Annotated in this window: 17 protein-coding genes and 3 pseudogenes; 11 read left to right on the forward strand and 9 right to left on the reverse strand. The window is 69.8% G+C overall.

Going from position 1 to position 18,540, the window contains the following annotated elements:
• Window positions 1–84 precede the first annotated feature (84 nt).
• Window positions 85–1,002, reverse strand: coding sequence for a LysR family transcriptional regulator (locus ACFWUQ_RS03260; RefSeq protein WP_384531988.1), 918 nt, complete (start codon window positions 1,000–1,002; stop codon window positions 85–87).
• A gap of 109 nt (window positions 1,003–1,111) precedes the next feature.
• Here ACFWUQ_RS03260 and ACFWUQ_RS03265 point away from each other — a divergent pair, with 109 nt between their 5' ends.
• Window positions 1,112–1,852, forward strand: a complete 741-nt coding sequence (locus ACFWUQ_RS03265; protein ID WP_384531990.1) for an SDR family NAD(P)-dependent oxidoreductase — start codon at window positions 1,112–1,114, stop codon at window positions 1,850–1,852.
• A gap of 65 nt (window positions 1,853–1,917) precedes the next feature.
• Window positions 1,918–2,136: a 4-oxalocrotonate tautomerase family protein gene (locus ACFWUQ_RS03270; RefSeq protein ID WP_384531992.1), complete on the forward strand. Its 219-nt coding sequence runs from the start codon at window positions 1,918–1,920 to the stop codon at window positions 2,134–2,136.
• Here the strand turns inward: ACFWUQ_RS03270 and ACFWUQ_RS03275 are convergent.
• Window positions 2,133–2,654 (reverse strand): VOC family protein, encoded by a 522-nt coding sequence (locus tag ACFWUQ_RS03275; RefSeq protein ID WP_384531995.1) that lies wholly within the window; start codon window positions 2,652–2,654, stop codon window positions 2,133–2,135. The two genes, ACFWUQ_RS03270 and ACFWUQ_RS03275, sit on opposite strands and share 4 nt — an antisense overlap.
• A gap of 1,047 nt (window positions 2,655–3,701) precedes the next feature.
• Between ACFWUQ_RS03275 and ACFWUQ_RS03280 the strand changes: the two genes are divergently transcribed.
• The gene (locus ACFWUQ_RS03280; RefSeq protein WP_384531998.1) at window positions 3,702–4,871 is read left to right on the forward strand and encodes a S1 family peptidase; all 1,170 of its coding nucleotides are present in this window, start codon (window positions 3,702–3,704) and stop codon (window positions 4,869–4,871) included.
• 447 nt (window positions 4,872–5,318) lie between these two features.
• On the opposite strand, the gene ACFWUQ_RS03285 is transcribed toward ACFWUQ_RS03280, so the two are convergent.
• On the reverse strand, window positions 5,319–5,834 hold the full coding sequence (locus ACFWUQ_RS03285; RefSeq protein WP_384532000.1) for a hypothetical protein: 516 nt from the start codon (window positions 5,832–5,834) through the stop codon (window positions 5,319–5,321).
• Window positions 5,835–6,647: 813 nt separating this feature from the next.
• On the opposite strand from ACFWUQ_RS03285, the pseudogene ACFWUQ_RS03290 reads away from it, so the two are divergent.
• A pseudogene (locus ACFWUQ_RS03290) lies at window positions 6,648–8,280 on the forward strand (Tn3 family transposase); the annotation flags it as partial.
• 396 nt (window positions 8,281–8,676) lie between these two features.
• Here ACFWUQ_RS03290 and ACFWUQ_RS03295 read toward each other — a convergent pair.
• Together ACFWUQ_RS03295 and ACFWUQ_RS03300 are read right to left on the reverse strand one after the other, a co-directional pair.
• Window positions 8,677–10,173, reverse strand: a complete 1,497-nt coding sequence (locus tag ACFWUQ_RS03295) for an IMP dehydrogenase (RefSeq protein WP_384532003.1) — start codon at window positions 10,171–10,173, stop codon at window positions 8,677–8,679.
• 209 nt (window positions 10,174–10,382) lie between these two features.
• On the reverse strand, window positions 10,383–10,610 hold the full coding sequence (locus tag ACFWUQ_RS03300) for a hypothetical protein (RefSeq protein WP_384532006.1): 228 nt from the start codon (window positions 10,608–10,610) through the stop codon (window positions 10,383–10,385).
• 113 nt (window positions 10,611–10,723) lie between these two features.
• On the opposite strand from ACFWUQ_RS03300, the gene ACFWUQ_RS03305 reads away from it, so the two are divergent.
• The gene (locus ACFWUQ_RS03305; protein ID WP_384532009.1) at window positions 10,724–10,978 is read left to right on the forward strand and encodes a hypothetical protein; all 255 of its coding nucleotides are present in this window, start codon (window positions 10,724–10,726) and stop codon (window positions 10,976–10,978) included.
• Window positions 10,979–11,097: 119 nt separating this feature from the next.
• On the forward strand, window positions 11,098–11,355 hold the full coding sequence (locus ACFWUQ_RS03310; protein ID WP_384532012.1) for a hypothetical protein: 258 nt from the start codon (window positions 11,098–11,100) through the stop codon (window positions 11,353–11,355).
• A 166-nt stretch (window positions 11,356–11,521) separates the two neighbouring features.
• Here ACFWUQ_RS03310 and ACFWUQ_RS03315 read toward each other — a convergent pair.
• A pseudogene (locus tag ACFWUQ_RS03315) lies at window positions 11,522–11,887 on the reverse strand (diiron oxygenase); the annotation flags it as partial.
• A 383-nt stretch (window positions 11,888–12,270) separates the two neighbouring features.
• On the opposite strand from ACFWUQ_RS03315, the gene ACFWUQ_RS03320 reads away from it, so the two are divergent.
• Window positions 12,271–12,951: an adenosylcobinamide amidohydrolase gene (locus tag ACFWUQ_RS03320; RefSeq protein WP_384532014.1), complete on the forward strand. Its 681-nt coding sequence runs from the start codon at window positions 12,271–12,273 to the stop codon at window positions 12,949–12,951.
• A 285-nt stretch (window positions 12,952–13,236) separates the two neighbouring features.
• Here ACFWUQ_RS03320 and ACFWUQ_RS03325 read toward each other — a convergent pair.
• Window positions 13,237–13,344: pseudogene (locus ACFWUQ_RS03325) on the reverse strand (HNH endonuclease); the annotation flags it as partial.
• 393 nt (window positions 13,345–13,737) lie between these two features.
• On the opposite strand from ACFWUQ_RS03325, the gene ACFWUQ_RS03330 reads away from it, so the two are divergent.
• The 4 genes from ACFWUQ_RS03330 to ACFWUQ_RS03345 all read left to right on the forward strand — a co-directional run bounded on the left by ACFWUQ_RS03330 (window position 13,738) and on the right by ACFWUQ_RS03345 (window position 16,044).
• Complete coding sequence (locus ACFWUQ_RS03330) at window positions 13,738–14,226, forward strand: hypothetical protein (RefSeq protein ID WP_384532017.1); 489 nt, start codon at window positions 13,738–13,740, stop codon at window positions 14,224–14,226.
• Between the two features lie 180 nt (window positions 14,227–14,406).
• Entirely contained in the window at window positions 14,407–14,688 is a 282-nt protein-coding gene (locus tag ACFWUQ_RS03335) for a hypothetical protein (protein WP_384532151.1), read from the forward strand.
• Between the two features lie 92 nt (window positions 14,689–14,780).
• Window positions 14,781–15,170 carry a VOC family protein gene (locus ACFWUQ_RS03340; RefSeq protein WP_384532019.1) on the forward strand — a complete coding sequence of 130 codons (390 nt, stop codon included), beginning with the start codon at window positions 14,781–14,783 and terminating at the stop codon, window positions 15,168–15,170.
• Window positions 15,171–15,534: 364 nt separating this feature from the next.
• Entirely contained in the window at window positions 15,535–16,044 is a 510-nt protein-coding gene (locus tag ACFWUQ_RS03345) for a hypothetical protein (protein WP_384532022.1), read from the forward strand.
• A 334-nt stretch (window positions 16,045–16,378) separates the two neighbouring features.
• Here the strand turns inward: ACFWUQ_RS03345 and ACFWUQ_RS03350 are convergent, their stop codons facing one another.
• Together ACFWUQ_RS03350 and ACFWUQ_RS03355 are read right to left on the reverse strand one after the other, a co-directional pair.
• Window positions 16,379–17,137: an SDR family NAD(P)-dependent oxidoreductase gene (locus tag ACFWUQ_RS03350; protein WP_384532025.1), complete on the reverse strand. Its 759-nt coding sequence runs from the start codon at window positions 17,135–17,137 to the stop codon at window positions 16,379–16,381.
• Between the two features lie 25 nt (window positions 17,138–17,162).
• Window positions 17,163–18,509 (reverse strand): MFS transporter, encoded by a 1,347-nt coding sequence (locus tag ACFWUQ_RS03355; protein WP_384532028.1) that lies wholly within the window; start codon window positions 18,507–18,509, stop codon window positions 17,163–17,165.
• Window positions 18,510–18,540 lie beyond the last annotated feature (31 nt).

The following is an 18,540-nucleotide window of genomic DNA, read 5'->3' on the forward strand; positions in this document are numbered from 1 at the left end:
ACGGGCAGCGCATGTCGGTCGAGCCGATGGCCGCCCGGCTGGGTGAGGACGGGAATTGCCCCCTCTGGGTGAGGACGGGAATCTCTAAGCGGGCTCCGCGGCGCGGGGGGCCTTGAGCCGGGAGATGAGTTCCTCCACGAACGCCTCCAGATGGGGCGGGTGCGCTCCGGTCCGGGTGGCGCAGAACCAGGTGCGGGTCAGCGGCCGCGCGCCGATGTGGACGAGGGCGAGGTCGTGCGAGGCCGCGTACGGGGCGGCCACCCAGTTGGGCAGTACCGTCACGCCCTGCCCGCCCGCGACCATCTCGACCACCAGGTCGGTCACCACCGGCATGGTGGTGATACGGGCCGGCCGGGCACCGGCGGGGATCGGCAGCGGCATCGACGGGATGCGCTTTTGGTCGTAGAAGTCGTAGAGGACCAGGTCGGCGCCGTCGAAGTCACGGGCGGTCAGGTACGCGCGCGAGGCCCACGGGTGGCCGGCCGGCACCACAGCCACCATCTCGTCCTCGAACAGCCTGGTCAGTGATACCCGGTCCATCTGCAGGTCCGGCTTGGTGACCAGCGCGACGTCGACCAGGTCGGCGAGGAGTGCCGGGATCGGCGCGTCGTCGGGGACGGTCTCGATGCGTACGTCGATGTCCGGCTCGCGCTCGCGGAAGGCGCGGAGTACGGGCGGCAGCCAGGGGAAGGTCGTGCTGCACTGCGCGGTGAAGCGGACCCGCCGGTCGCGCCCGTCGCGGAGCTCCCGCAAATCCCGGGAGGCCGACTCCAGTTCGCCGAGGACATGGCGGGCCGCGACCAGCAAGCGGCGACCGGCGGCGTTGGGGACCAGACGGCGGCCCTTGCGGTCGAAGAGGGGCATGCCCAGGCGGGCCTCCAGCCGGGTGAGCCGCTGACTCAGCGCCGGCTGGCTCACGTAGAGCCGCTCGGCGGCCGCCGTCAACGAGCCGGCTTCCGCGGTGGCGTCCAGGAGTTCCAGGTCACGCAGGTCCACATCCATAACCCTGGATTATGGCATGCTGCAATTTTCGTCGTGGTGTTATGCGTGGGGAGTTCGTAGGTTTCTGGTGTCAGCAGGACAGGCCCAGCCGCCACGAAAGGCACACATCATGACCGACACCACCACCACCGCTCTTGTCACCGGCTCCTCCAGCGGTATCGGCCTGGACATCGCCCGCGCCTTCCTGGCGAGCGGCGCCAACGTTGTCCTGGGCGGCCGGGACGGCGACCGCCTCGCCAAGGCCGCGGCCGGCCTCGGCCACCCGGAACGGACCGCGTGGGTCACGGGCGCCATCGCCGAGCCGGCGACCGGCGAGGCCCTCGTCCGCACCGCCCTCGACCGGTTCGGCGGCATCGACGTCCTGGTCAACAACGCGGGCACCTTCGCCCCCAAGCCCTTCACCGAGGTCACCGAGGAGGAGCTCGACGGCTTCCTGACCGGCAATCTCAAGGGCACCTACCTCACCACCCAGACGGTGGTGCGAGCGCTGCGCGCGCAAGGCCGGGGCGGCAGCATCGTCAACATCGGCACCGTCCTGGTGGACCACGCGCTGGCGGGCTTCCCGTCCTCCGCGCCGGTGGTCAGCAAGGCCGGCGTGCACGCGCTGACGACCAGCCTGGCCGCAGAGCTCGCCGCCGACGGCATTCGCGTCAACCTCGTCTCGCCCGGCATCATCCGCACCCCGCTGCACGCGGGCTCCGACGTGGACTCCTTCGGCGGGCTGGCCCTGCTGAACCGGGTCGGCGAGGTGTCCGAGATCTCCGAGGCGGTGCTCTACCTCGCGGGCGCCACGTTCGTCACGGGGCACGCCCTGCGCGTGGACGGCGGGCACGTCACCGGCCGCGCCTGAACCCCACCACACCACTCCACACCCCTCCACTCCACTCCACTCCAGCGAAAAGGACGTCCCCCGCCATGCCGTACGTCAACGTCAAGATCACCCGTGAAGGCGCCACCGCTGCCCAGAAGGCCGAGATCATCGCCGGCGTGACCGACCTCCTGGTCAGGGTCCTGGACAAGGATCCCGCCACCACCTTCGTCCTCATCGACGAGGTCGACCTGGAGGACTGGGGCGTCGGCGGCGTCCCGACGCAGGAGTACCGCCGCCGCAACCTCCCGAGGCAGAACACCTAGTCCTGCTGCGGTGCCAGGGAGCGCCGGACGCAGAACTCGTAGCCCTCGGGGTCGGCCATGACCACCCAACTCCGGTCCGGGCCCTGGCCCACGTCCGTCCTGGTGGCGCCGAGGCCGAGCAGCCTGGTCACCTCGTCCTCGGCGCTGGCGTCGACCGGGCTGACGTCGAGGTGGAGCCGGTTCTTCACGCCTTTGCCCTCCAGCACCTGGACGAGCACCAGGGTGGTCGGCATCTGACGGGCCCGGACCTCTCCGTCACTTCGCGCATTCGCGATCACGCGGGCGTTCTCGTCCTCGGCGTCCGGAGGCCAGTACCCCATAAAGCCCTCGGCGTTGCCCCGGCCGAGCAGCGCCGTCGTCGCGTCCTGCCAGATGCGGGTGAGCTGGCTCCGTGCGACCTCGGAGGTTACGTACGGCGCGAGCATGCTGAAATCGCTGGGTCCGCCAGGGTCGTGGTTGCGCCCGTCGGGGGAGAGGGACAGGTTCGCGGTCACCCTGCGGCTGGTCGAGTGGGTCATTGAGCGGCCGTCCGCCACCGCGGCTCCTCTGCGGCAGCTCGCTCCGCGTGGAGGCTTGCCTCGTAGCGGTCGTAAGTCGCGCGTGGGCCGCCGGCCTGGGTGGCGGTGTCGGCGAGCCGCCGGAGCGTGGCTGCAAGGTCCCGCACAGGCGCGGGCCAGAGCGCGTAGATGCGGCGCTGGTCGGTGCGGTGGGAGGTGACGACGCGGCGGTGGAGCACGGCGTTTCATGGGTGGTCGCCTGTGAAACATCCGCCAGCGGGCGACCGACCTGCGGCGACCGTGTTTCACGAGTCGTTGCCAATGTCTGGAGCGCGGAACCCATGCCGACCTGCCCGTTCAGGGGTTGCGGACCTCCCGAGACGAACCGCTGAACGAGCGTGGTGGCGAGGCAAACCGCCGTCCGCGCGGCCTCCAGCGTCTCGGGGGTGGTGGCGCTCTGGCCGCCGTGCCGGGAGGTCTGTCCTTCCCACAGCGCGCGCATCCTCGCCTCCGCCGGGGCGACGGGGTCGCCGGCCGGGATCTCAGGGTCTCGAAATAGGCCCGGGACTCCAACAGCACCTCCCCGTGTGGCCGTTCTCCAGTACGTGCGACGCGGGGTCGCCGATCCCCCGCTCGGCCTGCCACGCGGGCAGGTCGTATTCGGCAGGAGGAGTGGCTCGGGGCCGTACAGCAGCTTGAGGTTGCAGTCGCGGAACTGGCTCATGGGGGTGAGTACCACGGAGGTTCGAAGGGCCGGAGCCCGGACCCCGGCCAGGTATGGCGCCGACTACGCCCTCTGCAGCGAGCGCACGGACCTGGGCGTCGAGATCGGCCGTGTAACCGCCAGTCCACGACCACGACCACGATCGCGACCGCGACCGCGACGTCGGTCAGGCCGGTGATCAAGTCGGCCCTCGGCGCTCGGAGGAGCAGTCCTCGGTGACCAAGTGATCGCGCGGCCCCGCTGCGGGACTTGGTATGGACCTGACAAGCCCAGTCGGCTAGCGTAGCGCCCGCCACTCGCTGAGAGCGCTCTCAAGCGTCTGATCCCCCACACCAGGAGGTCTCGTGAAACACACCGCCCCCTTACGCGCTGCGGCCGTCGCCGCCCTGCTTCTGACCGTCGGCCTGGGCGCCACCCACGCCGGCGTGGCGAGCGCCGTCCCGCTTGCGGAGCCCGCCGCGGCATCGTCCGCCGCAGCGCCGTCCGCCTCGGCCGGACTGCTCGACGCGATGCGCCGGGACCTCGGGCTCACCGCTTCCCAGGCCGAGGAACGGCTGAGCGCAGAAAAGGCCGCCGCGGCCGTGGAGAAGACCGCACGGCAGGCCGCGGGTAGTGCGTACGGCGGCTCGTGGTACGAGCCGGCCACCGGCCGGCTCGTCGTCGCGGTGACCGACCGCGCGGAGGAGTTCGAGGTGCGGGCCCTGGGCGCCGACACCCGGCTCGTCCGGCACAGCGCCGCCGCGTTGGACCGCGCCAAAGCGAGCCTGGACACGCTGCGCGCCCCCACCGGGGTGGCCGGCTGGCACGTCGACCCGCGGACCAACAGCGTCGTCGTCACGGTCATAGGTAGCGAGCGGGAAGCCCCCGCCGTACGGGCGTTCCTCGACCGGGCCCGGGCCGACGGCCCCGTCACCGTCGCCGAGACGGCGCAGGCGCCCCGTACGTACGCCGCTGGCACCGTCGGCGGCGACCCGTACTACACCGGCAACGTCCGCTGTTCGATCGGGTTCTCCGTGTACGGCGGCTTCGTGACGGCTGGGCACTGCGGGCAGGCGGGGGCCGCCGTGCGCGGCTGGGACGGGTCCGCGATGGGCACCTTCCATGGATCCTCGTTCCCCGGAAACGACTACGCGTACGTCGGTATCCACAGCGGCTGGTGGACCGTACCGGTGGTGCTCGGCTGGGGCGCCGTCCCGGACCAGCTGGTACGCGGCTCCGCCGAGGCACCCGTGGGTGCCTCGATCTGCCGGTCGGGGTCCACGACGCGCTGGCACTGCGGCACCGTCCTCGCCAAGAACGAGACCGTCAACTACAGCCAGGGCTCCGTCTACCAGATGACGAAGACCAGCGTCTGCGCCGAGGGAGGCGACTCCGGCGGCTCGTTCCTCAGCGGGGACCAGGCCCAGGGCGTCACCTCCGGCGGCTGGGGCAACTGCTCGTCCGGCGGCCAGACGTGGTTCCAGCCGATCAACGAGATTCTCGGCCGCTACGGCCTGACGCTGCACACCGCCTGACAGCGAGGATGTACGTGAGCGTTCCCCGGCGGGGTCTGCCCCAACGCCTGACTGACTCAGGGTCCTCCACGGGATGGGGCGGCTCTGTCCGGGGGACGCTCGCGTGCATCCCCCGGTCCGGGGGACGCGCCTTCATAAGAGCCCGGCCAGAGACCCCATCGCCAACCGGCCCGAATAGGTGGCTCGCCGTAATGGTCAAGCCCACGGCGCCGACCGAGGAAGCCGCACTCCGAGGAGTGGGTGCGCGAGGCAGCGGGACAGATGCGCTTTCGTTGGGTCCCGCTCGCCTGACCTTGGGCGGTTACCGGCGGGCCGATAGCCCGTAGGCCTGTCCCGATCGTCAGGCACAGTCCCATCCGCGCTCGCGTCATCGCACGGCCAAACTCCTCCTCGTGTCGGATCAGGCCATACGTGCGGATGGTTTGCTTGCGGGACCCGGGCTGGGCGTCAGCTGAGCTCGAACGAACTCGCCCGGTTGAAGCAGCCCACCTGGGTCAGGTCCCAGTGCTTGTGGATCCACTGGTCCCCGCACTCGCCCTGGTAGTTGATGTCGGAGGAGAACCAGACGTCGCAGTGGGCGCCGGTCTGGGTCGACACCGAGCTGACCCGGTCGTTCCACCCACTCGGCATGGACGCAAACCTGAAGTCCTTGTCGCTCAGGGTGGCCGTGCAGTCGCGGGAGACGTAGACGTCATGGGTCGCGCCTGCTGAGTTGTAATTGACCCAGTCGTAGAACCTCACCGCCCACACAGCAGCGGTGCCGGCGTACTGGTCGGCCTGCTCCAGGGTGGCGAAGCACCTGGGGGCCTTGCCGCCCAGGACCTCCGAGCAGTGCTGGTTGGCTGCGGTCAGGCCGACCGAACCGGGTTGGGCGGCCTCCGAGGCGCCGACAGTCCACAGGGTCGTGGCTACTGTCAGACAGAGCGTCATCCCGATCTTCATCACCGCGCGGCGAATATGCATCAAAGTTCCTCTTTCGCGAGATCAGGTCAGGTGTGCGAATAGTGCACTTGGGTTTTCCGCGATCGCACTGACTCAGCCTGACAGCTTCCAGGACGCGCTCCCATGCCGTTTGCCAAGAACGACGTGAATTCCTTTCTTGACGCGTGACTTCCTTCCGTGCTACTGAATCGGACCTGTCAGGTTGCCCTCCTGCGGTCTGCTGAACAGCAGCGATGCGGGCCGCTGGCAGAAAGCCGCAGCGTTCTGAACAGCAGTCAGCGGTGAAGAGGAAACGTTCCGCCCATGGCCATCGTCAGGTATCTGGAATTGGCCAGCCCGTGAGCGGTGGAGCGCGGAGAGTCGAGGTCATCCGCAATCAGCAGGAGGATCTCGTGATTGATCAACTGCGTTTGCCGATCCGGTCGGGCCCGTAATCATTAGCCTGCTGGATCGAAGTTTCATGCGCTACGGAGCTTGGGAGCGGACACTCCGCACCTGGAGCTGGACCTACAGATGCCCTCGGCCGCCGAGGCGGGCTCCCGCTCAAGCACCGCAACCTGAACCTGAACCTGCTCGGCCGTACACCTTCACGGCCTCCACCCCGGCCGCCGGCGACCTGCGCCCGCTGCGCGGCCCGGACGCGCCCGAGCTGGACGAAGGCGATGGCACCGGAGACTGACAAGCGGCTGTGGACGGTGTCGGCGCGCCTGCCCCGCTGGACAGCGCGCTCCTGGGCCGGCCGGGCCGACCTCATACGCCCGCGGACGAGAAGGAGCGCGCGCGTCGCTCGCCGCCCGCCGAGCTGCCGGCCGCCGACGCGGACGACACCGGGCCCTGAACAACCGCAACGTGTTCGCCTCCCCCTCGCACCGGTGGTCCGACCCGCGCGCCCGGCTCCTGGACGGCGCGGCGTGGGACGCGGTGCGCGAGGACGTGCTGGCCGGGCTGAGCCTGGACATGCCCGTCACCGAGCACCTGGCGGAGCTGGTGCGGGCCCTGGACGCCGGGTGGAAGCAGATGGCCGAGCGCCTGGAGTCGGCGGGCAAGGACGCGAAGGTATCGCTCGACGTCCAGCGAGACGGCCGGGTGAAGCTGAACGTGGCGAAGCTCGGCGCGCTCGGCGAGCCGAAGTCGCTGGCCTGGCTGCGGGGGCGGGTCGAGAAGATGCTCCCGAAGATCGACCTGCCGGACCTGCTGTTCGAGGCCCACTCCTGGACCGGGTTCCTCGACGCCTTCGTGCACCTCGGGGACGGCACGCCCCGGATGAAGGACCTGCCCACCTCGGTGGTCGCGCTGCTGGTGAGCGAGGCGTGCAACATCGGTATGACCCCGGTCACCAACCCCGGTCATGAGGCCCTGACCTGCTCCCGCCTGGTCCACGTCGACCAGTTCTACCTGCGCGCCGACACGCTCGCTGCGGCGAACGCGATGCTGATCGAGGCCCAGTCCGAGGTGCCGATCGTGCAGTTCTGGGGTGACGGGCTGCTGGCCTCGGTCGACGGGCTGCGGTTCGTCGTCCCCGTCCGCACGATCAGCGCGGCACCGTCACCGAAGTACTTCGGGTTCAAACGGGGCATCACCTGGCTCAACGCCGTCAACGACCAGGTCGCAGGCATCGGGCAGATGGTCGTACCCGGCACCCCGCGAGACTCCCTGCACATCCTGGACGCGCTACTGAACCTCGACGGCGGGGTGAAGCCGGAGATGGTGGTCACCGACAACGCCTCCTACTCCGACATCGTGTTCGGGATCTTCAAGATCCGGGGCTACAACTTCAGCCCCCGCTTCCGCGACCTGGATGACCAGCGGTTCTGGCGGGCGGCGATGCCCGGGGTGGAGACGGGGACGTACGGGGTACTGGAGCTGCTCGCGCGAAACCGGGTGAACCTGAAGAAGATCGAGACGTGGTGGCCGGACATGCTCCGGGTCGCGGGCTCCCTGGTCACCAACCCAGGTTCGCGCCTACGAACTGCTGCGGATGTTCGGCCGCGAGGGACACCCGACCCCGCTGGGGCAGGCGTTCGCCGGGTACGGGCGGATCGCCAAGACCGAGCACCTGCTGCGGATGGTCGACCCGGTCGATGACACCTACCGCCGGCAGATGAACCGCCAGCTCACCGTGCAGGAGTCCCGCCACAAGCTGGCCCGCGACGTGTGCCACGGCAAGCGCGGCACCATCCACCAGGCGTACCGGGACGGGATGGAGGACCAGCTCGGTTCGCTCGGCCTGGGCCTCAACGCCATCGTGCTCTGGACCACGCGCTACATCGACGCCGCCGTCGTCCAGCTCCGCGCCGAGGGCCACGAGATCCGCGCCGAGGACATCGCCCGGCTCTCCCCGCTCAAGCACCGCAATCTCAACGTGCTCGGCCGCTACAGCTTCACCGCCTCCACCCCGGCGGGCGGCGGCCTGCGGCCGCTGCGCGACCCGGACGGGGCCGGGCTCGACGAGGAGGACGAGGAGTAGACGGGCTCGGCACTTGCCCAGCTTGGTGACGGTGGTGCTGCTTGCGGCGGCCCGGCCCGGCCCGGCCCGGCCCGGTGCGGGGAGCCGGGAGGCGGTCAGACTCCGGCCTCCCACCGGGGTGAACAGGAACGCATGGGCGTCGGGCTGGAGGCGTTCGAGGACGGCGACGGCGCGGGCTACGGGAGCGGTGACGATCCATGTCGCCGTCACGCCGCGGGGGTCTGCCTCGCCCTTGAAGGCGAGGCTGGTGAGTTCATGCCGATAGACCGTGCCGTCCGGGCCCTGGCGGGTAGTGACGCAACCGCGCCTGAGGTGCTTGATTACTGGCGGGAGGGGGTTATTCCGACCGTGCACTATTCCCCCTCCAGCCAGTAGCCCAGGGCTCTTGGTAGCCTCTCAGCCGACGGTCGCCGGAGTGTCCCGCAGGGTGACGTTGGCGTGGCTCTCCTGGAAGCTCTGGTCGGAGACCAGAGTCAGCCTGGCCGTGGACTGGAACTCCGGAAGAGTGGTGGAACCGCAGGACACCATCGTGGTCTTGAGCTTGGCGATGGTCACGGCGAGCCCTTCGTTCAAGTCGCCGGCGTAGGGGACGTAGCCGTCGACACCTTCTTCGAAGATCAGGCCCTGGCCTCCTTGTCCGTAGCGCTGCCAGTTACGGGCGCGGTTCGAGCCCTCGCCCCAGTACTCCTTCACGAAGCCGTCCCGGGTGGGGAGCTTCGCCCCGGCCGCCTGGTCGAAGCGGGCGAAGTAACGCCCCATCATGACGAAGTCGGCTCCCATCGCCAGCGCCAGGGCCACGTGGTAGTCGTGCACCAGCCCGCCGTCAGAGCAGATCGGCACGTACTCGCCGGTGCGATCACGGAAGGCGTCCCGGGCGGCGGCGACGTCCAGCACCGCGCTCGCCTGGCCGCGGCCGATGCCCTTCTGATCGCGGGTGATGCAGATGGAGCCGCCGCCCACGCCGACCTTGACGAAGTCCGCACCGGCCTCGGCGAGGAAGGTGAACGCCTCGCCGTCGACCACGTTGCCGCCGCCGGTGGGGATCTCCGGGTAGTGCTTCTTCACCCAGTTCAGGGCTTGTGCCTGCCAGTCGCTGTAGCCGTCGGAGGAGTCGAAGCACAGGGCGTCGGCGCCAGCCTCCAGCAGGGCGGGAACGCGCTCTTGGTAGTCGTGGGTGTTGATGCCCGCGCCCACGCGAAGACGCTTGGCGCTGTCGACGGCTTGGTTCGGGAAGCGCTTGTTGTCCGTGTAGTCGGACCGGAAGACCAGGTACTGCAGGTGCCCGTCGGCGTCGAGCACGGGGAGGCAGTCGAGCCGTTGGTCCCACAGTCGGGCGTTGGCTTCGGAGAGCGTGGTGTCGGCTGCGGCGTGAGGGAGGTCGGCGATGGCGGTCATCCGACCGCTCACTGGTCCGTCGAGGTCGTGGCGCTGAGGGTGGAAGTCGCGGGAGGTCACCAGGCCGAGCAGGCGGCCGGTGGCGGTGCCGTCGTGAGTGACCGCGGCGGTGCTGTGACCGGTGCGTTGCATGACGGCGACCAGGTGGCTCAGGCTGTCGTCGGGGCGGACGTTGGTGTCGCTGGTGACGAATCCGGCCTTGAAGTTCTTCACCTGGCGGACGGCTGCGGCCTGGTCCTGGATGGACTGGTTGTGGTGCAGGAAGCTCAGACCGCCGTTGCGTGCGAGTGCGATGGCGAGTTCCGGTGTGCTGACGGCCTGCATGATCGCGGACGTGAACGGAGAGCCGAGCTCGATCGCCGACTGCTCCCCGACGACGTGCCGAACCAGGGGCGTGCGCAGGTTGACCGTCGCGGGCGAGCAGTCGGTCCGGGTCCGGTTGGGCAAGAGAAGAAACTCGTTGAACGTCCTTGAGACCTCGGCGATGATTTGTGCCACTCGTTCCTCCTGACCCGTCGACCGGAACCCGACTGCCCGGCCGTGAAGGCCGCCCCGTGTCCCAAGACCCGGGCAGGCAGGTGCCGGCATGGCAGCTGCGGAGGTGTCACGAGCTGCGGCAGAGCCCTGACATGCCCGTGGTCGAACCGGGTGCGGTCGTGACCTGGCACCCTATCGACTGCCCCGCCGCTGCACGAATCTTGTCGTCTTTACCGGTGATCGCCAGTGGCGGGTGACTCCCTCTGGTCCTCGGCTCGTGCCGCGAGGTACTCGGCCCAATCGCGCCTGGCGTAGGCGACCCAGCGGATCACGGTGTGGCGGTGCATGCCGGTCAGGTCGGCGAGGATCGGGCTGGGGAGATCGGCGGCGAGCGCGGCGAGGGCGGAGTTGCGGGCCGCGCGGACCGAGATCCCGTGCCGGTTGAGCTTCTGCGTCATGGCGTAGGTCGAGATGGGCTTCCCCGGGACCAAGCCCGGGAACAGCAGCCGGGGACCCGGGGTGGCCTGCGCGAACAGAGCTCGTGAGCCGGGCAGGGCCCTTCCGTCAACTGTTGCAGCAGCCCGGCCAGTCGTGGGGGCAGCAGGACGGGGTGACGGCCGAGCATCAGGTGGGTGTGCTTTCCACCGACTTGCAGGTTGTCGGGCGTCAGATTGCAGAGCCGCTCGGTGGACGGACCGAAGAGCAGGGTGATCGCGCCGGCGGCTCGGACGTCCAGGGGCAGGGCGTCGTCGGTGAGACAGCGCTGGAGGAGGCTCCAGCGGTCGTCCTCGTCGACCGAGCCGCCCGCCGCCAAGAACGGGTGTGAGACTGGTAGGCCCGCATGTTGAGGTGTCGCGTATTCCAGTTTCGACAGCCCTCGTGGTCACTTCGGGTGGCGAGGCCAGTGTTCGTGGTCCGTCGTCGGGCGGATAGGTTCACCGTGGTGTGTTCGAGCCGCTTCTGGAGGGGGCATCGGTGGACATTGTCGCGATCATGGAGGCGCTGGCCGAACAGGGCATAACTGTGCTGTTCAAGGCTGATGCTGAGCGGATGGCAGAGAGGCGGAAGCCTTGGACGTTCGTGGCCAGTGGTGCCCCGTTGCGTGACGACATCCTCGTGCGTACCGATGCCGCGTCGGTGGAGCAGTGCCTCGAAGCCTGCCTGCCCCGCCTGCGCGAACTGGGCTTCCGTTTTCCCGAGTGACGAGGCATGCCAGCTGGCGTGGAGCGACAGACTCACCGCGTGTGGTCACCGGGGGCGTATCGGCTCCAGGTTCCGCCGGCCTCGGTGACCAGGCGGGTGGCGGTCTTGTCGTGGTAGCCCAGTCGGGGCAGTCGAGCCGGTCCATGAGCTGGCTGAACATGGTCGAGTGCCGTGCTTCTTCGGAGATCTCGGTCAGCGCGTACTGGGTGCGGGGGTCCCTGGGGTCACATCGGGTGAGGAGCCTGGCGAAGGTCTCCATCAGGAGGAGTTCGGACCACAGAGCCAAACCCATCATGGTGGCGAGTTCGCGGCGGGACATCTCCCGGCGCTGTGTGTCGGTCATGCGCCGCCACAGCGGTGTTCCGAACAGCGGCAGGCGCTCGGGCACGCAGTACCAGGCATCGTCCGGAGCAGGCGTGTCCCACACGATGGAGGCCTGAGAGTCGAGCGGTGGGGAGGAGGCCTGCAGCAGCCGCCGGGCGACCTCGCGCGGCGTGCCTTCGGCCGACCCAGCTGTCGCGCGGGTGTCCATGATCTTCCTCCCGTATGCCCTCGCCCCGCCTCCATGACCACCGCGATCACCTGCTCATTCGGATTCGGCGGCAGGAACTCAGTACTTCTCCTCACGACTCCGTGATCGCGGCACACCGGCCCCGGCGAGGAGCTGGCGGAAGGCTTCCACCGCGGCGCCACGTACACCGCGCGCCCCTGGCCGGTCGCGGGACCAGTCGACGCTCTCGCACAGGAACGCGTCCAGCTCGGGTTCGATGCGGAAGGGCGTCCGGAGTGAGGGACCGGGCGCGGCCCGCCCATGCCGCTCACCAGCCAACTCCGGAGGGCCGCCCGGCGCCGACGCGGGGGATCGACCGGCATACGATCAGCGTGCTGATTTCCGCCGCCGAGGAGCTTGCACCGATGACCTCCGTCATCCCGCCGCCGCGCACCGACACCCCTCTGCTGCACCTGCAGCGCGTGACCCGCATCGAGGACGGTGAGCGCCTGCACGCCCTGCTGTGGTCCGCCGGCCCAGGCTGGACGATGATCAGCAGCGCCGTGCTGGGCGGTGGCATCGGCGAACGCAACTGGGTCCTGAACGCACAGGTCGCCCACGGATACCGGCACACCGACCCCGACCGGCACCTCGCCGCCCTCGCCGAGGAGGCCGGCGCCTCACCCCGCGGGGCGGGCGTCGCCCTGATGACCGCCGCAGACGTCTGCGCTCACGGACGCGCCGGCGACGGCGGCGTCGAGGCAGTCGCCACCGCCGGCGTGAGCGTGCGCGGGTGGGCCGCCGCCTGCGCAGAACCGGTGCCGTTCGAGGCCGGGACGATCAACGTCATCGCAGCACTCCCGGTGCCACTGACCGACGCCGCCTTGGTCAACGCGGTGGCGACTGCCACCGAGGCCAAGGTGCAAGCGCTCGTGGAGGCCGGCTACGACTGCTCCGGCACCCCCACCGACGCCATCTGTATCGCCGCCCGTACACCCCGCCCAGGCGAGGACATCCACTCCTTCGCCGGGCCACGCTCCCTGTGGGGCGCACGCCTGGCACGCGCCGTCCACCGGGCCGTGGGCGATTCTCTGCCCGCGCGATGAGACACGCGACGCGGTGCCTACAGCGGCCCAGCTGCAACGGGGGACCCCGCGGCGGAATTGCATTCCCGCCAGGGTGCGGGTAGTCCCAGGGATCTGGGCCGTACGCCGGAAGGTACCGGGGACGCATACGTCGTCGTCGAGCAGACCGACGGCTCGCGCGCGTTCGTCGAGGCCGCCGCCTTCCCGCAGTACGCGACGCGCTGATCGCCGGCCGTCAGAAGGCACGTCGGCATCTGCCCTTTGCGAGGTTCCGCGTGGTGTCCTGTCGCCGACCGGGCGCGGGCCCACGTAGGCGCAGTGGTAGGTGGCGGTCGAGGGCAGCCAGTCGGCCGAGTCCTTGTCGGCCTTGGCCCGGTTGGACTTGGCGGCGACCGCGACCAGCGAGGTCGGGGCGGCGAGGATCGGCGGGTTCGTTCCTCACGCTCCTGCATCCGCATGGCATCACCCTCGTCATGCCGCGCAGGCCTCGGCTCAACCCGCCCCGAATGCCCCGCCGACAACGTGCCGCTCCCACCCGGTCTTTCGGTCGCCCGGCGCATGTGAACATCCCGCGCAGCGCAGCCGCCCGGGTCGGTTCGGTCGCTGCCCGTCGTACTCGATCCCCTGCGACACGCTTCGACCGCGGTCGCGGAGCACCTGACCCCCGTCGGCCTCCGGGCAGTCGTGGAAGGAAGCACGGTACGCGCCACGTGGGGTCCTGCGACGTCCGTTCAACTCCGAAATTGCTGGACGCGTTCGCTGTACCGCTGCCATAATCGCGCTTTGTGACTGTATTTCGAAAGGCTCATGCCGCGTAAACGGCCGATTGTGTTGCGCGCGCAGCGAGTGCCGCGCCAGGTGTACGCGCATATCGATTCATGGGACGTCGGATTGCCCAAGCGTTGGCGTCCCTCCCGGCGGATCGCCTCCGCGATCCGCCGGGAGGAGTACCGACGCCCGTTCGGTGAAGAATGGTGGCCCGGGGCGGCATTGGAGGCCATCGATGCCTATCGGGCCTTCCTCGCCCGCCCGGGCAAGTACCTGTACCTGCTCCTGTCGATCAGCGGTAGTCAGGACCAGGAGCTCCGGGAGAACGTGGCGGTGGCCCGGGACCTCCTCGAAGTGGTTGTGCACAGGCTCCCCACGCGTGCCCGCCGCGACCTGGAGGCGCTGCTGGCGGACATGGATGACGAACTGCGGCGCAGGACACTTCCCGACCCGCTCGCTCACCGCCAGCCGCATCGCAGGGGAGGCTGGTGGCACTGGCGCCTCTATCACGAGGCCAACCACCTCTGACATCCGTAGATCCCCGGCAGCTCGCTGGTTGGCGTTGCCCGAGCCTGCGCAGCGGGCTGGTCCTGAACGCGAAAGGGGGAAGGCCGGGCGGGGGAGCGAAGCGGACGCACCCCACGCCGGGAGAGCGTGTGAGCCAGGCTGCACTGGGTCATCCTCGACGAACTCGGTGCAAGAGGAGAGCTGATTGGCCACAGTGCGCGATCGACTCCGTCCGTGTGGAGGCAGCATAAGGACCACCCCCGCCGCCGGCTGCGCAAGCGCCACATCCGCCCCCGGATCGCCCGCAAGGGCATTGAGTCGTCGAAGCGGCTGGGCCGACACCGCCGGGTCGTTGAGCGGACAGTGTCCTGGCTGGCTGGCTGGCTGGCCGGACGCCGACGCCTGCACCGCCGCTACGAGCGCTTCTTCGCCTTCGTCGGTATAGCCACAGCGCTCATCAACTACCGCCGGCTCACTTCGTAGACAACAGCAGCTAGGATCTACCGGGACATCGCGTGTCGATCACCGGCTGGGTGAGGCATGGAGGTGTCGGGAGATGCCTTCGGAGGCATTCCTTGTCAGTTGAGTTGAACCACACGATCGTCCACGCCCGGGACAACCGGGAGTCCGCTCAGTTCTTCGCGGACCTGCTCGGCCTTGAGATCACCGCGGAGTGGGGCCCGTTCATCGCGGTCGGTCTGAGCAACGGCGTCACTCTGGACTTCGCCACGATCCCCGCGGACCACATCGCCATGCAGCACTACGCCTTCCTGGTCTCCGAGGAGGAGTTCGACGCGGCGTACGCGCGGATCAGCGAGCGCGGCATCGAGCACTACGCTGACCCGCACCGGCAACGGCCCGGCGCGATCAACCACAACGACGGCGGCCGCGGGGTGTACTTCCTGGACCCGGCGGGCCATTTCATGGAGCTGATAACCGTGCCGTACGGTGGCTGGACCGCGTAAGCACATGCGCCGAGGGCCGCACCCCAGCCCGGGGTGCGGCCCTCAATCGCTGCTTGTGCCCGATCGGTCGGCTCCATCGCAGCGCCGATCACGACGCCCTTACGGGTGTAGCGGTGGGCGTAGTCCGCGGCGTGCGGGGTGTCTGGGCGGACGCGGGGCGGGTGCCGGTGGGCGTCTTGAGGACGCGTGGCAGGGGGGCGTGCGCTGCTTACCGGCCGTCTGACATCCTGCGGACCATGACCTACGGGGACCCGATACCGACCGTCCGTCCCTTGGCGGGCGCGCCCCATCCGCACTTCGTTCCGGGCGACTACCAGGAGTTTCTGCGGAGCGTCCGCCCGGACACCTGGAAGGCGGTGTAGCGGTGGGCCGCCTGTGGGACAAGTGGATGGGGACCCGCCACGCCGACGCGGGCACTGAGGCCGTTCCCACCCAGGAACTACGGACCGCACTGCTCGCGCTCAACGGCATGGGCGTGCCCTTCAGCATCCGCGAGGTAGGCACGGGCGGGGCGGACTTGCTGGCGGAGTGGCGTTTTGTGGAGCCGGCCCGGGGCTCCGGTACGACCCGCAGCCAGGTGGAGCGGACCCTCAAGATCTGGATGCATCTGAGCCCGCGCGAACGTGAGGTGCGTGCCATGGACGAGCAGTTCGAGGTGACGCGGGCGGGCCCCCCGCCCGGCCGGACCGTGGCGCGCGCGCAGGGCCGCGGACCGATCCGCGGCATCCAGAGGGAATGGACCCTGGAAAGGGGTCCCGATGGCCGCAGGCGCAAGGTCGAGACGTTCAGTTTCGACTCGCGGGACCTGAAGGAACCTCTGCGCACCACCGTCCTCACGGCGGGGTGGACTTGGCGCGGTGTGTACAAGCTGTGACCGCAGGACGCTCGGCGCCCGAGGCGCAGCGAGCCGCCGGCACCGACCTCGGCACCGAATAGTGGGTATGAAAGGACTGGTCTGACACCACACGGGAGCCGTCCGGCAGGTCGTTGCCTCCAGGCCAGGCACCGCAGAACCTGTGGTTCATGCCCCGACGCCCGTTTCAGCAACCACGGCGCGCAGCAGTTCCCGGGCGCCGGTGGCAGCTTGAGGGTTCTCTCCTGGCGGATCGCCGGATCGCCGGATCCCCGGATCGCCCTTGGGGACTCCGCGGAGCAGCACCGACCGCATCCGCTCCGGTGCCGTCCGCGTCGCCACAGCCTACGAACGGTCAGGCCGATGATCCGCTGTCGACGACCAGGTCGGTGCCGACCACCGCGCCGGCTGCGGGGGAGGCGAGGTAGAGGACGGCGGCCGCCACTTCTTCGGCCTCCGCGACCCGGCCGAGCGGGTTCTCCGACTTCATCCGTTCCGCACGGTCGGCCTCGGTCTCGCCCGGCCGCAGCGACATGGGGGCGGCGGAGGCTCCCGGGCTGACCGCGTTGATACGGATGCCCTGGTGAATGTGATCGAGAGCGGCGGCGCGGGTCAGCGCGGAGACCGCTGCCTTCGAGGTGATGTACGCGGCAGCGTTCGGGATCCGCAGGTGTGCGCCCAGGTTGGAGGAGATGTTGACGATGGCTCCGCCGCCGTTCTCCTTCATGTGGGCGATTTCGTGCTTCATGGCCAGCCAGACGCCGGTGACGTTGGTGCGCAGCACCGCGTCCCAGTCCTCCTCGCTGACCTCGCCGACGGGTCCGGTGCCGCGCAGTATCCCGGCGTTGTTGACCGCGATGTCCAGGCCGCCGAAGCGGGCAACGCTCTCACGTACGAGGTTGTGGAGCTGACCTGAGTCGGTGACATCCGCGGTGATGGCAACTGCCGTGCCGCCGACAGCTTCGATCAGGCTGACTGTCTCTCCGAGTGAGGCGGCAGTGCGTCCTGCGGCGACCACGGATGCGCCCTCGGCTGCGAAGGCCAGGGCGATGCCGCGGCCGAGGCCGGAGCCCGCACCGGTGACGAGGACGGTCTTTCCGGTGAAGCGATTCATTCCGGTGACTCCCTTGATTTGTAGACTATTTGGCGCGGTGGTTCAGGACGGCGACGGCGGCGAGGGCGGCCCCCGTGGCGGCCAGGGACGAGGCATCGCTGCCGAGGGTGAGCAGGATGGCGAGGAGGACGGTCGGGCCGAATTCCATCGCGGTGTTCAGCACGCCGCCCGCGAGCCCGGTCCGCTCCTGCGGCACGCCTGTGGTGGCGAGTACGGCGGCTCCCGCGAAGGAGGCTGCGGTGCCGGCCGGCAGCAGGAGGAGGCCTGGCAGCAGGCCCTGCGGGTACGAGGCGTGGGCATCGAGTCCGGTGAGTGCGAGATGGGCGAGCCCGGCTGCGCCCGTGCCGAGCCCAGCGGTGGTGACGGCTCGGGCGCCGTACCGGCTGATGAGCGGCTGCGCCGCGCGGCCCGAGGCGATCAGCGCTGCGGCGAACGGCACGAAGGCGGCTGAGGTCTGGAGCGGTGACCATTCACGCGCCTGCTGGAGGTGGAGCGAGAGGACCACGAAGGTCAGCGCGGTCCCGCAGGCGCTCAGTGCGATGGCCGCGAGGGCGAAGGCCCGCCGCTGGTCGAGCAGGAACCGGGGCGGCAGCAACGGGTCGCGGGCGTGGCGCTCGGCGATCAGGAACGCGCCGAACAGCGCGGCCCCGCCGAGGAGCGGCACGAGCACGCCGGCCGACGACCAGGGGCGGGCGTCGGTGGCGACGAGTCCGTAACTGGCGAGGCTGATCCCGGCGGTGGCGAGCAGAGCACCCGGCAGGTCGAGGGTCCTGCCCCGGCTCGGCGGGGTGTCCGGCAGCAGCCGGGGTGCGAGGGCGAGGGCGGCGACGGCTACCACGAGCGGTACGGCGAAGGCCCAACGCCAGGACAGCAGCGAGGAGATGACTCCGGAGAGCAGATTGCCCAGGGTCGCGCCGAGTACCGAGAGCCCGCCCCAGGTGCCCATCGCCCTGCCATACGCGGTGGGGGAGGGGAAGACGGAGCGCAGTACCGCCATGGCGGCGGGCGCGATGAGGGCCGCGCCCGCGCCCTGCGCGAAGCGCGCCGCGAGCAGTGGCCCGATGTCAGGGGCGAGTGCGGCGGCGGACGAGCCGGCGGTGAAGAGGACGATGCCCGACGTGAGGGCGCGGCGCCCGCCGTAGCGGTCGGCGAGTCGTCCGCCGAAGAGCAGCAGCCCGGTGAAGCTCAGTCCGTAGGCGGCGCTCAATAAGATCAAGTTGGCGTGTTCCAGGCCGAATTCATGCGCGATGCGAGGCAGCGGCACGATGATCGCGGTGAGTGTGAAGATCAGCACGGCCTGCAGGCTGCCGAGCAGGATGAATGCGTACCGATGGTTCGTGGTGGCGGCGCGGGCGGCGCCTGTGGCGGTCATATCCCCCCGATTCTTGACCGATCAGTTCAGT

The organism is Streptomyces sp. NPDC058662 (assembly GCF_042716255.1).
GTDB lineage: Bacteria > Actinomycetota > Actinomycetes > Streptomycetales > Streptomycetaceae > Streptomyces.